Genomic DNA, 15405 nt, shown 5'->3' with positions numbered 1-15405 from the left:
CGTGAGCCGGTTGCGGGCTGCCGGTCCAGCGCTCAGCGCCGCACGAAGACCAGATCCCAGACCCCGTGGCCCAGGCGCAGGCCGCGGTTCTCGAACTTGGTCAGCGGCCGATAGTCGGGCTTGGGCGCGTAGTCCGCAGCGCTGTTGGCCAGCAGGGGCTCGGCACCCAGCACCTGCAGCATCTGCTCGGCATAGGGCTGCCAGTCGGTGGCGCAGTGCAGATAGCCGCCGGGGCGCAGCCGGCGCGCAAGCTTGGCCACCAGAACCTCTTGTATGAGGCGGCGCTTGTTGTGCTTTTTCTTGTGCCAGGGGTCGGGGAAGAAGACGTGAATGCCGTCGAGCATGTCTTCGGCCAGCATCTGGTCTATGACCTCCACGGCATCGTGCTGCAGGATGCGGATGTTGCCGATCTCCTGCTCGCCGATGCGCTTGAGCAGCGCGCCCACGCCGGGCTCGTGGACTTCGCAGCACAGAAAGTTGTCATCGGGGCGCACGCGTGCGATATGGGCCGTGGCCTCGCCCATGCCAAAGCCTATCTCCAGGATCAAAGGCGCCTGGCGGCCGTAGACCGCCGGTGCATCCAGCAGCCCGGGCGCATAGGGGAGCACGAAGCGCGGGCCCAGCTCCTCGAAGGCCTTGGCCTGGCCCGTGGTCGTGCGGCCTGCGCGGCGCACAAAGCTCTTGATGGTCTTGGGGTAGGCCACGCCTTCGGGCGGCTGGCCGGTCTTGGCCTCGCTGGCGGCTGGGTCCAGGGGCTTGTCGGTGGAGGAAGAATTGCTTGGGTTCACGGGCTCAATTGTATGTAGGCCAGGCATGGCGCCAGCATTGCACCCAAAAGTGCAGGGCCTGAGAGAGGTTGCTGTCGGCAGCCGCAGCGGGCAGGCCCAGCTCGGCTGCCGCCTGGCACAGCGTGGCCAGCGGATCGCCGAGGTCCAGGGCCGCAGCGCCATGCTGCTTGGAGAGTTTTTCTCCATCGGCCATGCGCACCAGCGGGGTATGCAGATAGGCCGGCGTGCTCAGGCCCAGAGCCTGCTGCAGCAGCATCTGGCGCGGGGTGTTGTCGGCCAGGTCCTCGCCGCGCACCACATGGGTAATGCCCTGCTGCCCATCGTCCACGACCACGGCCATCTGGTAGGCCCATAGCCCGTCGGCACGGCGCAGCACGAAATCGCCCACACAGCGCGCCACATCCTGGCTTTGCGAGCCCAGGCGGCGGTCATGCCACGGCAGGGCGTGTCCGCACAGGTTTGCTTCTGTATTGGTAGCTGCAAGCGCTTGATGGGTGGGTGCTTCAGGTCTTTTTGATGTATTTTTCTCCAGCATGGCGCAAAGCGCAAACCGCCAGGCCCTGGGGTGTTTGCCGTGCAGGCCCGAGCGGCAGGTGCCTGGATAAGGGCGCTCCAGGTGGCGTTCATGGTCCAGGCCCATGGCCTGCCAGGCGGCTTCGAGCTCTTTGCGCGTGCAGCCGCAGGCATAGGCCAAGCCCTGGGCCTGCAACTGCTGCAGCGCTTTTTCATACAGCGCATGGCGCCGGGATTGGTGGACCGCAGGCTCGTCGGCCAGCAGGCCGCAGCAGGCGAGCTGGCGCAGTATTTCTGCAGCGGCGCCCGGTTGGCAGCGCGGCGGATCGATGTCCTCGATGCGTACCAGCCAGCGCCCGCCATGGGCACGCGCATCCAGCCAGCTGGCCAGAGCCGCAACCAGAGAGCCCGCATGCAATGGGCCAGTGGGCGAGGGCGCAAAGCGGCCAGTGTATGAAGCGGAGGTCATAGGAAACAGGATTCGGGGCGCGCATCTTAACGCCAGTCATCCAAATGACGCAGCTAACGCTTGTGGCAGAGGCCGGGTCCCGGCCCGCCAGCCTATCCCCAAGAGCGTGTTTACGTTCTCAGGGAGCGCAAAAAACCATTGCCATCTCCAGCCCCGAAACGAATGCATCCTCCACGCGCCGGCCCAGGCACCAGTCGCCGCACAGGCCGAGCTTCAGGCTGGCATTCCACAAATGGCTTTGGCCCAGGGGGGACAAGGTCTGGGCATGGGGCCACAGGTGCACGCTCGCATGGTGCGGGGCAACGCGTATGCGGGTGACCTCGCCAAAGGCCTTTTGCATCTTGGCGAGCACGCGCTCGGCGTCGTCCAGCGCGTGTTCCTGGGACCACTCGGGGCTGGCATGCACGGTCCAGCGTTCGCTCTGGTTGCGTCCGGGCTTGGAGGATTCGCGCACCACCCAGGACGCGCGCGCATGGCTGCTGCGTGCGGCATTCCACTGCGGGCCCAGCGTGCTCAGGCCGGCCTGGCCGGCCATCGGGTAGGACAGGGTCATGGCCCAGCAAGGCGCCATCTCCACATCGGTCATGGCCTGGATCAGCGGCAGGGCCTGGGGGGCGGTCTGCAGCAGTTGGCGGGCCAGCGGCGCGGGCAGGGCCAGCACCACGGCGTCAAAGGCCGCCGTGGTCTGTGCGGTGCGGCCTTCGGCCTGGGTGTGCAGCCGCCAGCCGCCTTCTGGCAGGTGCACGACCTGGGTGACGCGCTGGCCCAGGTGCAGGCGGCCTGCATCCCAGAGCGGGTCTGCCCAGGTCAGGGGCAGGGCCTGCATATAGGGTGCGGCCACCCAATGGGTTTCGCTGGTGCCGGTGCCGGTCTGGCGGCCCTGGGCATCGACGGTGCGCAGCGCGCTCGCACTCCAGGGGCGGCAGATCTCGGGCGTGGTCTGCAGGGCGAGCTCGAAGCGCGGATCGCGCACCGTGAAGTATTGAGCGCCGAGGTCGAAGCTGCCATGCGGTCCGCTGACCGAGCGCATGCGTCCGCCGGCCTGGGTCAGGCGCTCGTAGACCTCGACCTCGTGACCGGCCTGCATCAGCGTGCGTGCGCAGGCAATACCGGCCAGGCCTGCGCCGACCACGGCAATGCGCTGCCGCCGGGTTTGGGGTGCGGTTGCGGTCTTGCCTGCGGGCTTGCGGGCCTTGCCGGGAGATGCTTTGGACTTCTGGGGAGCTCGGGAAACAGTCATGAGAGACCTTTGCGGAGTGTGGATGGCAGCAGGCAGCCCCAAGTTGCGAGCCCGGGCTGCCGTCTGCGATCCACTCTACACCCGTGGCGCGCCCGAGCCCGCCAAGCGCGCCTAATGCCGGTGGTGATTTTCCATGAGAGCCTGGCGCGTGGTCGGGCTTTCGAGCTGGGCCAGCCACCATTGCAGCGCTCGTCCGGGCCGCTGCTGGGGTGTTTCCATCCACGCGTAATGCAGGGGCACGGTGCGCGCAGGCCGCGTCGTCTGGCGCCTGACCAGCATGCCGGCCTGCACATAGACCTCGGCCACGGGCCCGGGCAGATAGCCGCAGCCCAGGCCGCGTATCTGGGCCTCGATCTTGGCCTGCATGGAGTCCACGGTGAGCAGTTCCTGGCCGCCGAGCAGGCCGACGCTGGTGTTGTCGCGCAGGCCGGAGTCGGCCACGGCAATCCCGCGGTGTTGCACGAGCATGGCCTCGGTGATCGGCTCTGCTGCCTGGGCCAGCGGATGGTGGGGGGCGATGGCGAACACGAACTCCATCTCGCCGAGCTCGCGCGTCTTCAGGCCGCTCACATTGCTGGAGTCCACGGCCACGCCGATGGCCAAGTCGGCGCGGCCCGAGGTCAGCGTCTCCAGCGTGCCGCTCAGAATGCCGTCGCGCAGCTTGAGCCGGGTCGGCGGCTGCCCGGCGTAGAAGGCCTCGACCAGCTCCAGCATGGTGGTGCGGGCCATCACGCCGTCCACCACGATGCTCAGCTGCGGCTCCCAGCCCGTGGCCACGCGGCGCACGCGATGGGCCACGCTGTCTATCTCCTGCAGCAGGCGCGCGCCTTCGCGCAGCAGCTCCAGCCCGGCCTCCGTGGGCTGGGCGTGGCGCGAGCGCCGGTCGAACAGCAGCACATCCAGCGCCTCCTCGATCTGGCGCACGCGGTAGGTGAGTGCGCTGGGCACCAGGCCCAGCTGGCGCGCGGCGGCCGCAAAGCTGCCTTGCTCGGAAATGGTCTGCAGCATGGCCAGGCTGTCGGGGGTGAGTACGTCGCGGGAGCTTGGCATGGGCGGTCAACGCAAAAAGAGAACGAGGCCAGGAAATCCGGTAAGCCGCTATTGATTCAAAGACTTTGAATGATGCCATCAATTCCATGGCGCTCCAGGGGGGCGTGCGCACCCTAAAGTCATTCCACGCCCCGTCCAGGCATGTGCTTTCGCGTTTTCTGCGCTGCGCATCCCGGCGACTGGACGATGGCACCAGGCCGCAGCGCAAGACTTTCTGGAGGTACTCATGCTGACTGTACGCAAATCCCGCGAGCGTGGTTATGCCGATCATGGCTGGCTGCGCTCGTATCACAGCTTTTCCTTTGCCGACTACCACGACCCGCGCTACATGGGCTTTGGCAATCTGCGCGTGATCAACGAAGACCGCATCGCCCCGGGCACGGGCTTCGGCGCCCACGGCCATCGCGACATGGAGATCGTCAGCTATGTGCTCGAGGGCGAGCTGGCCCACAAGGACAGCCTGGGCAATGAGCAGAGCATTGTTCCCGGCGAAGTGCAGCGCATGAGTGCGGGCACGGGCGTGGTGCACAGCGAACACAACCCTGCGCAGGGGCGGAGCACGCATTTTCTGCAGATCTGGCTGTTGCCCAGCCGCCAGGGCATGGCGCCCGGCTATGCGCAAAAAGCCTTTGGCGATGCGCAAAAGCGCGGCCGCCTGTGCCTGGTGGGTTCGCCCGAGGGGCGCGAGGGTTCGGTGCAGCTCAACGCCGATGCCCGTCTGTATGCAGGGCTGTTCGATGGTGCAGAGCAGGCCGTGATGGTCCTGCCCGAAGGGCGCAAGACCTATGTGCACCTGGTGCGCGGCAGCCTGCAGGTCAACGGCCAGAGGCTGGAGGGCGGCGATGCGGCCATGATCGAGCAGGAGACGCAGCTGCAGCTCGATGCGGGCAAAGAGGCCGAGGTGCTGGTCTTTGATCTTGCCCCCTGAATCACCTGCAAAGCGCATGCCATCTGCGCAGCGTGCTGCAGATTTGATAGGCTCTGAGCCCTTGGCCCGGTGCTGCGGGCGTTAGAGCGTGTTCACGATCTCTACGCAGGCGCGCCGCGAGGAGATCGTAAATACGTTCTTAGAGGATGGATTGATGACGGATATCGTGGTGGTGTATCACTCGGGCTATGGTCATACCCAGCGCATGGCCCAGGCCGTGGCGCAAGGCGCGGGTGCGCTGACCCTGGCCATAGACGGCGAGGGCCAGCTGCCAGCCCAGGGCTGGGAGCAGCTGGCGGCGGCGCGGGCGATCGTGTTCGGCTCGCCCACCTACATGGGCGGGCCCAGCTGGCAGTTCAAGCGCTTTGCCGATGCCTCGTCCAGGCCCTGGTTCGTGCAGGCCTGGCGCGACAAGCTGTTTGCGGGCTTTACCAACAGCGCCAGCGTCAACGGCAACAAGCAGACCACGCTGGACTATCTGTTCCAGCTGGCCATGCAGCACGGCGGCATCTGGGTGGGCAGCGGCATGCTGCCCTCGAATGCCAGCGCGGCCCGGCGCGACGATCTCAACTGGATAGGCGCCTTCAGCGGCGCCATGGCCCAGTCGCCCGCCGATGCCTCGGCCGCCGACATGCACCCGGGCGACCTGGAGACCGCACGCCAGTTCGGCGAACGCATTGCCCAGACTGCCGGACGCCTGAAGAGCTGAAGCAAAAACAAGAGCTGCCAGCGCTTGCCTCTTCTGGGTTTCAAGTAGAAAACTATCTGAAACCCAATAGCAGCAGGCGCTAGCAGCTCATTTTTTATGAAGCACAGCCGCTCAGGGGGCAGACCGCTTCATCCCCAGCATCAGCAAAACCACGCCCACCATGGGCAGCATCCAGGTGTTGATGCCGTCCCAGCCCGCGCTGTGCAGCAACTGGCCCGAACCGAACGAGGCCAGGGCCACGGTGCCGAAGACCAGAAAATCGTTGAAGGCCTGGACCTTGGCGCGCTCGGCAGGGCGGTAGCAATCGGTGAGCATGGCCGTGGCGCCGATGAAGCCGAAATTCCAGCCCACGCCCAGCAGGATCAGCGCGCCCCAGAAGTGAAAGATCTCCAGACCCAGCAAGGCCAGGGCGCCCGAGGCCGCGATCAGCACCAGGCCCAGGGCCGTGATCGTGCGCTTGCCAAAGCGTGCAATCAGCCGGCCCGTGAAAAAGCTGGGGCCGAACATGGCCAGCACATGCCATTGAATGCCCAGGGCCGCCTCGCCCACACTGTGGCCGCAGCCCACCATGGCCATGGGCGCGGCCGTCATCAGAAAGGCCATGAGACCGTAGCTGACCACGCCTGCGCTGGCCGCAACCACGAACTGCGGCGTGCGCGCGATCTCCAGCAGCGGCCTGGCCTCGCCGGTCACGGACTTGGGCTGGGGCGGCGGCAGCTTCAGCCTCCAGAGAATCGGCAAGGCCAGCAAGGCCAGGATGGCCTGGCTGTAGAAGCTGCCCGCAAACGGCGTGGCCGGCAGGGCGTCACGCGTCCAGATCACCACCTGGGGGCCGATGATGGCGGCCATCAGGCCACCGACCATGACCAGGGAGATCGCGCGTGCCTGCTGGCCCGCATCGCTGATGGCATCGGTGGCCGCGAAGCGGTAGCTTTGCACGCAAGCCGCATAAAAGCCCGCCAGCGCCAGGCCCAGGCAAAAGGTCATGAAGCTGGAGCTGGCAATTCCATGGGCCGCTATCAGGCCCGAGAACACGCCCAGCAAGGCGCCCAGCACATAGGCGGCGCGCCGGCCGAGGCGGTTCATGAGCCAGGCCGCAGGTAGCGTGGACAAGGCCAGGCCCAGCTGATAGATGCTCACGGGCAGGGTCGAGGCCGTGGGATTGCTCGACAACTGCTGGCCTACGAGGCCGCCCAGGGAAATGATGATCGGGGGCGAAGCGCCGCCCAGGGACTGGGCGGCCACCAGAAGGCCCAGGTTGCGGCGCTCCGAGGCTGGCTGTTCGGTGTTCTTCATGGTTCTCAAAGATTGGGATGGGTCTGCCACATTCTGGCGCTGAATCAGGGCGGTATCCGAGGAGATGGCTTTTCTGGCTGCGCCAAAGTGTATGGCCGCACGGGGTTTTCTGCTCGGGCCCGCATCCGGCGCGCCTGCGATCCAAGGCCTGCAGGGCTTGTCCGGGCCGGCCGCAGTCCCTATACTTGCCGCTCTTTTCAAACCCTCACCCATCTCGAGGTAGATCATGCCCCGCCGCACAGCGCTTCTTGGCTGAACGACATCGCCACACGCTCCTGACCAGCTCTGCCTGGTTGACGCTGGCGTGTGCGCTGCGGTGCATGGTTTTCTTTCGCCCATCTCGGTCATTGGCCTGAGTCTGCTCTCAGGCAGCTTGACGCCGCCAGCCTGACCAGGGCCGATTCTCCTGCCATGGTTTCTTCAGGCCTGCTGCGGCGGGCCTGTGCCTGTGCGGCATCGCGGCGCAGCCGTCTTCAGCTTTTCATGGTCTTTGCGGTCCTGCCGCAGGCCGCTTGCCATCTCTGGAAAGCTCGACATGAGTCATTTATTCAATCTGGACATTCTCAAATACCCGCGCACCCTGCATTTGCGCGGCTCGCGCCTGCAGGCAGGCGATCAGGACGACGCCATCGCTTATGAGCGCTTGGCGGGTCGGCATATCGTGGTCGAGGAAAAGCTGGACGGCGCCAATGCCGCGCTCAGCTTTGGTGCCGACGCCGGCTTGCTGCTGCAGTCGCGCGGCCACTATCTGCAACCGGGCTCGGGCGGGCGCGAGCGCCAGTTCAATGCCTTCAAGCAATGGGGGGCGGCGCATGAAGCGCGTTTTCTGGCGCTGCTGGAAGACCGCTATGTGATGTATGGCGAATGGCTGTATGCCAAGCACTCGCTGTACTACGACGCGCTGCCGCACTGGTTTTGCGAGTTCGACATCTGGGACCGGCAGCACGGCTGCTTTCTGGACACGCCGCGCCGCCATGGCCTGCTGGCAGAGCTGCCCGTGGTCTCGGTGCCCGTGCTCTACAGCGGTGTGGCGCCCCGGCGCTTCAAGGATTTGCTGACCATGCTGGCACCGTCACTGGCGCGTAGCGTGGGCTGGCGCCAGGTATTTGCGCAGCAGGTGCTGCGCCAACAGCTGGACCTGGCCCTGTGCTGGCAGCAAACCGATGGCTCCGACCTGGCCGAAGGCCTTTACCTCAAGGTGGAAGAGGATGGCAAAACCGTGGAGCGCTACAAGTTTGTGCGCCCCGATTTTGTGCAGACGATTCTGGACTCGGGCTCACACCACAGCGAGCGCCCCATTGTGGCCAACGGCCTGCGGGCCGGCGTGGACATTTTTGCGCCTTGCATTTCCAAAGTGTGGTGAAGCAAGGCCCCTGGAAAAAGGAGGTTCCCATGTGGAACTGGAAGCAAATTCAAACCCTGGTGCCCCAGCCAGGAACAGCGGGATGGGGCGCGGTGGACTTCGCCGCCTGCCTGGCCGCCTTCCCGCAGCTGGAGCAGGCCAGGACCACGCCCCAGGACCCGCTCTACCACGCCGAAGGCGATGTCTGGACCCATACGCAAATGGTGATCCAGACCTTGCTGGACGATGCGGCCTATGTGGCGCTTGCACCCGCCGAGCGCGAAACCGTGTTCCTGGCTGCGCTGCTGCACGATGTGGCCAAGTGCCGCACCACGGTGGTGGGCGAGGACGGGCGCATCAGCCAGCCCGGGCATTCGCGCAAGGGGGCGCTGGATGCGCGTCTCATGCTGTGGGAGGCGGGTGCCCCCGTGCTGCAGCGCGAGGCCATATGCCGCTTGATCGCTGTGCACCAGGTGCCGTTTTTTGCGTTTGGCATGTCCCGCAGCGGCCAGTCGCCGGAGTTCATCCTGCGCGAGCTGTCCTGGCAGGTGGATCTGCACCTGCTGTGCATGCTGGCCCGGGCCGATATCCTGGGCCGCATCTGCCCCGATGTGGAGGCCGTGCTGCTCAACATCGCGCTGCTGCGCGAGCTGGCGCTGGAAGAAGACTGTCTGCGCACGCCGCGCCGCTTTGCCTCGGCAGAGACGGCGGTGCGCTATTTCCGTGGCGCCCAGCTGCATCCGGATTACGCCTTGCATGCGGCGCCGGGCTCGGACGTCATCGTCATGTGCGGCCTGCCGGCCAGTGGCAAAAACACCTGGGTGGCCGAGCACCATGCGGACCGGCCCGTGGTCTCTTTTGACGATGCACGCACCGAGCTGGGCCTGCGCCATGGCCAGAACGAGGGCGCCGCCGCCCACCGGGCCGTGGACAAGGCCAAGGCCTTGCTGCGCAGCCATACGCCTTTTGTGTGGAATGCCACGCATTTGTCGCGGCAGATGCGCAGCAAAACCCTGGACCTGTGCCTGGCCTATGGCGCGCGCGTGCAGCTGGTGCATCTGGAAGCCGGCAAAAGCGAGCTGCTGGCGCGCAACCGTGCCCGCGACACCACACTGAGCAATGCCGCGCTTTTAGGCATGCTGGGGCGTTGGGAAGTGCCTTTGCCTACCGAAGCCCATGCGCTCTCGCTGCTGACCGCTTGAAATCCGCCCCTGCGCAAGCCCATGGGCTTGCGCAGGGGCAGGCTGAGGTGTTACAGCGGCGAAGGCTGGGCCAGCAATTCCTGCAGGTGGGCGTCGATCTGCGCAATGGCTTCGGCATCGGTGCCGAACAAGGCCAGGTGGCCGTCTATGCTCTGGATGGGGCGGAAGCTGCTGCCCGGGATCAGGTGCTGCTCGGCCAGGCAGTCCGACGGCGGGAAGAACATGTCGCTGGTAATGGGCATGACATAGGTCTTGGCGCGGATACGTCCCAGAGCCTTGGCCTTGTCGCCTCCCGTGAGGCGGCTCACATCGCCACGCTGCCATTTCCAGGCCATGCACAGCAGGTCATTCGGGTCCATGGGCCCGAAGTAGCCGTTCATGAAGCCATCCACAAAGGCCTGCATCGTCTCGAAGCCCAGTGCGCGGTGGCGGCCACAGCGAAAGAACTCGGTGCTCCAGCCCATGACGGTCCACAGCCTGGCGTGGCGCTTGAGTCCGGCGCTGACTTCGGCGGACGAGCGGTAGTTGCCGTCCTGGAAGCCCGGGTCGGTCTCGATGGCCTCGACCAGGGTTTCGGTGAACACGAAGTCATGCTCGGTATTGCAGGCCGTGCCCGCGATCGGGGCTGCACGCTCGACCATGTCGGGGTAGCGCACCGCCCATTCATAGGTCTGCTGGGCCCCCATGGAGCCGCCGGTCACCAGGGCCAGGCGTTGAATGCCGAAGTGCTCGGTGAGCAGGCGGTGCTGGGCGCGCACATCGTCTTCGATGCGCACCTTGGGAAAGCGCGGGCCGGCCTGCGGCGGCTCGGCATTGTGGGGCGAGATCGACAGGCCGTTGCCGATCTGGTTGACCACGACGATGAAGTACTTGTCCGTGTTCAGCGCACGCCCGGGCCCGATGTAGACCTGCTCCATGATCTTGCTGGTGCCCGAATACCAGGTGGGCACGAGGATGGCGTTGTCCTTGGCCTCGTTGAGATGGCCGTGCGTGGCCACGGCCAGCCGGCAGTTCTCCAGCACGCCGCCTTCGGCCAGCTCCAGGCGGCCGATGTCGATGGTTTGAAAGGGGCCGTGCGCTTCTTGCGAGTAGTAGTTGTTCATTCTTGTCTCCTGTGAGATGAGAGGCAGGGGTGGATCCCCGCAGCGAGGGGAGGGTGATCCTGGCGCTGCGTTGGGGATGCGTCTTTCTTCGAGGCGCTTACATCAGCGTGAAGCCCGGGTAGCCATCGCGCGCGATGGCGTCGCAGCGGGCGTGGTAGTTGCCCACGCCGCCGATGTAGGAGAGCAGCCGACGGGGCTTGCCATCCACGTTCGAGCCCATGTACCAGGAGTCGGTCTTGACGACCAGGGTCTGGGCTGCGGTCTCGTCATGGTGCTCCACCCAGGCGTCCTCGAACTCCTTGCTCGCCTCGACCACATGCTTGCCCAGCTTCTGGGTGTAGTCGATGCAGTTCGTGATCCAGTCCACCTGCTGCTGCAGGCAGGTGGTCATGTTGCACAGCGCCGCAGACGGGGCCAGCGGCGCGCCCGTGGTGAACAGGTTGGGGTAGCCGTGCACCTGCAGGCCCATGGCCGTGCGGATCTCCTGCGACCATTGCTGCTTGAGGGAGCGGCCGTCGCGGCCACGGATATCGATGCGGCTGAGCGCGCCCGAGCCCGCATCGAAGCCTACGGCCAGCACGATGATGTCGACCTCGTGCACCGTGCCGTCCGCCATCTGTATGCCTTCGGGCACGATGCGCGCAATCGCGTTCTGCCGGCAGTCCACGGCCTCGACGTTGGGCTGCAGATAAACCTCCAGATACCTGGTCTCCAGCGGCACGCGGTGGGTGCCGAAGCCGTAGTCCCGGGGAATCAGCAGCTCGCACAGCCTGGGGTCGTTGTGCAGCCGTGCGCGCATCTTGGCGCGCACGAATTCCGAGACGGCCTCGCTGACCTGCTCGTCGAAGAACATTTCCGGGAACGAGGCCAGCCACAGCGCCAGCGAGCCGTCGGCCCAGAGCTTTTCGAGCACGGCCGTGCGCTCCTGCGGAGTCTTCTCGGCCCAGGGACCGGCATCGAAGTCGTAGTCGAAGCCGGCAAAGGTTTCGCGCACCCGCTTCTTGAGTTCATGGAACTTCGCGCCCCATGCCTCCCAGTCTTCCTTGCTGTACTTGGGGTTTTGCATGGGAATCACGTACTGCGGCGTGCGCACGAAGAGCTTCATCGAGCCGACCTCGGGTGCAATCGTCTGGATCACCTGAATCCCGGTCGCGCCGGTGCCCACCACGGCCACGCGCTTGCCCTTGAAGTCCACCGGAGTCTTGGGCCACAGGCCGGTGTGGTGGATCTGGCCCTTGAAGTCGGCCTGGCCGGGGAAGCGCTCCGACAGCGGTGCGGACAGCATGCCGCAGCAGGCGATCAGAAACTGCGCCTGCAGCTTCTCGCCCTGGTCCGTCGTGATGTCCCAGAGCTGGCCGGCCTCGTCATAGTGGGCCGAGACGATGCGCGTGTTGAACTGTATGTCCTTCTTCAGGTCCAGCCGGTCGGCCACATGGTTCAGCCAGCGCTCGGTTTCGGGCTGTGCGGGAAAGCGCTCCGAGGGCTGCCAGGACTTGTAGAGCTCCTCCGAAAACCAGTACTGGTAGATCTCGGCCTGCGAGTCAAAGCGCGCGCCCGGATAGCGGTTCCAGTACCAGGTGCCGCCGACGCCGCTGCCGGCCTCGTAGGCACGCACGCGCATCCCCATTTCACGCAGCCGGTGCAACTGGTACAGGCCTGCGACGCCCGCGCCGATGACGATTGCATCGAGCGGGGCGGCCGAGGATTGCGATGAGCCCTGCCGGGCATTGTTCAAGGTGGTCGATCCCATGTATGTCTCCTGTTTGCGTTGGCCGGTCACAAGCCGGCGTCTTGCGCCCCGGCTGTCCCTCAAGAGACAGAGCCGGGGCACGAGCGCAATTTAAGAGGCGCACATACTGCGGGTCTTGAAGGTTTCGGTGGATTTTTTGAACAAAACAGGAGCCTGAAAATCAAGGCCCTGCAGGGCGGCTGTGCAGCGGCGTGGCAAGGCCTGTACCGGCGGCTTTAATTGCCTTTTTTCACGCGCGAGGGTGTGGTGCCCAGCCGCGCACGGAAGACGCGCGTCATGTGCGCCTGGTCCGCAAAGCCGCAATACGAGGCCACCTCCTTGATGGCTGTCAGTCCCTGGGCCAGCAGGCGGCGCGCGCGCTCGACCCGGCAGTCGAGCACGAACTCGTGCGGAGCGCGGCCTGTGGTGGCCTTGAAGTGCTTGGTGAAGGTCCACACGCCCAGGCCGACCACGCCGGCCATCTGCTCGATGCTGATGCCTTCGTGCATGTGCGCCTCGATGAACTCCTGCAGGCGGCGCAGGCGGCTCGGGGAGATCGCCCCGCCGACCACGGAGTCCCTGTAGGTGACCGAGGCATAGTCGCGCAGCAGGTGCACGGCAAGCTGCAAGGCCAGGGCCTCGACGTACAGTGAGCCGCCCAGGCCCTTGTGCAAGGCCTCCACGGTGATGGCATCGACGATGCCCGTGACGACGGGGTCCTGCGAGCGCAGCAGGTCGTGGAGCCGCACTTCGGCCACGGTCCGCTCCAGTACGTCGGAGGCCACGCGGCACATCAGATTCTCCGACAGATAAGTGTGGGAGACGTCGATGCACTCGGTCCAGTACCAGTGCGAATGCTCGGCATGCGTGAGCAGGGAAAAGTCCCCGGGCCCGCAGACGGCCTTGGTGCGCTGGCCATGCATGCTGCGCTCCATGGGCGTGTTGCCCGACCGGTAGCGCACGATCATGAAGTGGTCCATGGGCGGGATGGGAACGTCCAGCCCGGCATAGCGGTATGAGCGGTGCGAAACGTCTTCCCATCCAAGCCCGTTGCTGGAGGACATGACGCGACCCGGAACCCAGGTGGGCAGTTCGGCTGGGGTGATAAGCGTAGCCATCTGGATATCTTTTGGGAAGATGGCCATACGTTTTATAGCGAAAACCATTACAGCCACACCGTCTGGTCGCGGCCTGCTGCAACTGCCTGCATGAGGATGTCCGAATTTTTTGTGTAAGCGATTCGGACCTCAGTTGGTGCAGGGCCTGTCACGCAAGCAGATCCAGCGTTGCCCCGAACATGCCATCGTGCTGTGCACCATCACTCTCCTGCCAGCGCCACCACCGGATCTGGCCTTGCCGCCTGCCGCGCCGCATGAAGCCAAACACCAGTACCGCAGGCAGCACGGTCTTGGCATCCTGGAGTGTTGGCAGCCTCTCAATGGCTTGCGCAGCTCGCGCGCAAAGACCTTGGCTTTTCTTGGCTTACGGTGTACGCATCCAGCGTGGCGTGCGGCCGCGCGGAGGCGCAGTGATCTCTTCCTGCTCGACGCTGACCTGCAATCCCGGGCCAATGTCGAACAGCACATAGAACGGCTGCGTGGGCATCCTGAAGGTCCAGGTGGAGTCGGCGCCCAGCTTGCCTTCAAGCAGCGGCGTACCGTCCAGCGCGATGACTTCCATGCGCGAGCCGGGCATCTCGTCGCCGTCATTGGTCGCACCCCGACAGCGCACGGTGGCTTCATCCAGCAGGAAGCAGCGGGCCACAGGCTCGTGTGCCAACACCGTGGCGCAAGCAAGCGTCAGGCCGAAGGCAAGCAGCCACCGGGCGGTCATTCTTTCAGTGCAAGGCATGGATTCTCCTTTGTTCATCAAACCACACCGCCGTCGCAGGTGAGGCATGGTGCATGCGCAATGCGGTCTGATGCACTGCTCCGTCCTTGCCCACAACGGTCAGCCAGAGCTCGCTGTTGGCCTCGGTGGTGGAGGGCAGCGGAATTTCCACGCGCCGCGTCCAGCTTTGCCCCATGAAAGCCATGCCGACTGCACGTGCCGAGCGGGGCTTGTGGACCTTCAAATAGGCTTGGCGGATTTCGCTATCGCAGACCTCGCAAAAACGCAGGTGGTACTCCTTCATGGGGACATCCATCTCCATGATCTCGGGCACTCTGCGGTCGGCTTCGGCAAAGGTGAAGGGCCATGGTCCCACCGTGCCCTGCATCACATCGGGACGCTTGAGCGGCTGCACCTCCACACGGGCCAGGGCAAGCGCGAAACCTACCACCGAGAGTGCGAGCAGGCTGACTGCAATGCAACGGCGCGTACGCACTCCCTTCACGGCCACAGGCGCGTCCGGCGGTGCTTTGCTCTTGCGCAGGGGGTGGGCCCGCGCGGGTGGCTGCCAAGGCCACAGGGGAAACGTGAAGACCCAGGCCAGTGCCGCGATGCTCAGCCAGCCCAGCCAGAGTGCGATGCCGATACCTGTACCCAGCGCCTCGATGGCCCAGGCCAGCGATACCGCCAGCAACAGCCAACCAGCAGTGCGCGCCAGCATCCGCCAACGCGGTGCAGGCAGGCGCCCCAGAAGATGCTCGGCATGGCGCTCCGTGGCCAGAGCCAGCGCAAAGAAGCCCGCGCCGCTCACGGCCAGAACGCCCAGATGGGCGCCGGTTTGAAGCGAAATACTCATGCGCCACCTCCAGCCATCAGCAGCCATGCCAGGCCTGCGCACACAGCGGTGCCAAGCACCATCCACCCCCAGGCCCGCGTAGCGCTGCGCGCGCAAAAGACCCCGATCACGGCGGCGGTGTAGACGGCAAAGCTCAGCATCGTGGCCCAAAGCACGCCTTGCGCTTTGGGCGCAGGCCATAGCAACGCCAGCAACACCGTGGCAGCGGAGGCTAATGCGTAGCCGCCCAGCGCAGCAGCAGCCACCCGCGATGCAACGGACCAGCGATAGGCGGCGGTCAGTGTGGTGAGCTTGCTCATACAGCCTCCTTGCCCAGCGCCGTCTGGGGCATGTGTTGCGCAGATGCCTGA

The 15405-nt window shown here is 65.5% G+C and carries 16 protein-coding genes; 4 read left to right on the top strand and 12 right to left on the bottom strand.

Features of this window, described 5'->3' with window-relative positions; all coding sequences use genetic code 11:
- Positions 1–32: 32 nt before the first annotated feature.
- The 4 genes from trmB to G486_RS0115485 all read right to left on the bottom strand — a co-directional run bounded on the left by trmB (position 33) and on the right by G486_RS0115485 (position 4060).
- A complete protein-coding gene (trmB, locus tag G486_RS0115500; RefSeq protein WP_034387973.1) occupies positions 33–815 on the bottom strand; it encodes a tRNA (guanosine(46)-N7)-methyltransferase TrmB in 783 nt (260 codons plus the stop codon).
- Complete coding sequence (gene gluQRS / locus G486_RS0115495) at positions 793–1770, bottom strand: tRNA glutamyl-Q(34) synthetase GluQRS (protein WP_034387970.1); 978 nt, start codon at positions 1768–1770, stop codon at positions 793–795. The genes trmB and gluQRS overlap by 23 nt, the downstream gene beginning before the upstream one ends.
- A 118-nt stretch (positions 1771–1888) precedes the next feature.
- A complete protein-coding gene (locus G486_RS0115490; RefSeq protein WP_027016362.1) occupies positions 1889–3010 on the bottom strand; it encodes an NAD(P)/FAD-dependent oxidoreductase in 1122 nt (373 codons plus the stop codon).
- A 111-nt stretch (positions 3011–3121) separates the two neighbouring features.
- A complete protein-coding gene (locus G486_RS0115485; RefSeq protein ID WP_027016361.1) occupies positions 3122–4060 on the bottom strand; it encodes a LysR family transcriptional regulator in 939 nt (312 codons plus the stop codon).
- Between the two features lie 226 nt (positions 4061–4286).
- Between G486_RS0115485 and G486_RS0115480 the strand changes: the two genes are divergently transcribed.
- Positions 4287–4988: a pirin family protein gene (locus G486_RS0115480; RefSeq protein WP_027016360.1), complete on the top strand. Its 702-nt coding sequence runs from the start codon at positions 4287–4289 to the stop codon at positions 4986–4988.
- A gap of 154 nt (positions 4989–5142) precedes the next feature.
- Positions 5143–5697: a flavodoxin family protein gene (locus G486_RS0115475; protein ID WP_027016359.1), complete on the top strand. Its 555-nt coding sequence runs from the start codon at positions 5143–5145 to the stop codon at positions 5695–5697.
- A gap of 111 nt (positions 5698–5808) precedes the next feature.
- On the opposite strand, the gene G486_RS0115470 is transcribed toward G486_RS0115475, so the two are convergent.
- Entirely contained in the window at positions 5809–6993 is a 1185-nt protein-coding gene (locus G486_RS0115470) for an MFS transporter (RefSeq protein WP_034387966.1), read from the bottom strand.
- 535 nt (positions 6994–7528) lie between these two features.
- Here G486_RS0115470 and G486_RS0115460 point away from each other — a divergent pair.
- A complete protein-coding gene (locus tag G486_RS0115460; RefSeq protein WP_027016357.1) occupies positions 7529–8356 on the top strand; it encodes an RNA ligase family protein in 828 nt (275 codons plus the stop codon).
- 29 nt (positions 8357–8385) lie between these two features.
- Entirely contained in the window at positions 8386–9537 is a 1152-nt protein-coding gene (locus G486_RS0115455; protein ID WP_027016356.1) for an AAA family ATPase, read from the top strand.
- 50 nt (positions 9538–9587) lie between these two features.
- On the opposite strand, the gene G486_RS0115450 is transcribed toward G486_RS0115455, so the two are convergent.
- The 7 genes from G486_RS0115450 to G486_RS0115420 form a co-directional block, all read right to left on the bottom strand.
- Entirely contained in the window at positions 9588–10640 is a 1053-nt protein-coding gene (locus tag G486_RS0115450; protein ID WP_027016355.1) for an alpha/beta fold hydrolase, read from the bottom strand.
- A 97-nt stretch (positions 10641–10737) separates the two neighbouring features.
- The gene (locus G486_RS0115445; protein ID WP_027016354.1) at positions 10738–12390 is read right to left on the bottom strand and encodes a flavin-containing monooxygenase; all 1653 of its coding nucleotides are present in this window, start codon (positions 12388–12390) and stop codon (positions 10738–10740) included.
- 215 nt (positions 12391–12605) lie between these two features.
- Positions 12606–13433 carry a helix-turn-helix domain-containing protein gene (locus tag G486_RS0115440; protein WP_211233793.1) on the bottom strand — a complete coding sequence of 276 codons (828 nt, stop codon included), beginning with the start codon at positions 13431–13433 and terminating at the stop codon, positions 12606–12608.
- 202 nt (positions 13434–13635) lie between these two features.
- Positions 13636–13773 (bottom strand): hypothetical protein, encoded by a 138-nt coding sequence (locus G486_RS24330; RefSeq protein ID WP_169728605.1) that lies wholly within the window; start codon positions 13771–13773, stop codon positions 13636–13638.
- A 78-nt stretch (positions 13774–13851) separates the two neighbouring features.
- Positions 13852–14220, bottom strand: a complete 369-nt coding sequence (locus G486_RS0115430) for a hypothetical protein (protein WP_211233792.1) — start codon at positions 14218–14220, stop codon at positions 13852–13854.
- Positions 14207–15055: a DUF3325 domain-containing protein gene (locus tag G486_RS0115425; protein ID WP_051303589.1), complete on the bottom strand. Its 849-nt coding sequence runs from the start codon at positions 15053–15055 to the stop codon at positions 14207–14209. The genes G486_RS0115430 and G486_RS0115425 overlap by 14 nt, the downstream gene beginning before the upstream one ends.
- Positions 15052–15354 (bottom strand): hypothetical protein, encoded by a 303-nt coding sequence (locus tag G486_RS0115420; RefSeq protein ID WP_027016350.1) that lies wholly within the window; start codon positions 15352–15354, stop codon positions 15052–15054. Before G486_RS0115420 ends, G486_RS0115425 begins: the two co-directional genes overlap by 4 nt.
- Positions 15355–15405: the final 51 nt, after the last annotated feature.

The sequence above is a fragment of the Comamonas composti DSM 21721 genome, assembly GCF_000429845.1.
In the GTDB taxonomy this organism is placed as follows: domain Bacteria; phylum Pseudomonadota; class Gammaproteobacteria; order Burkholderiales; family Burkholderiaceae_C; genus Comamonas; species Comamonas composti.
This window is presented reverse-complemented; position numbering and strand designations above follow the sequence as displayed.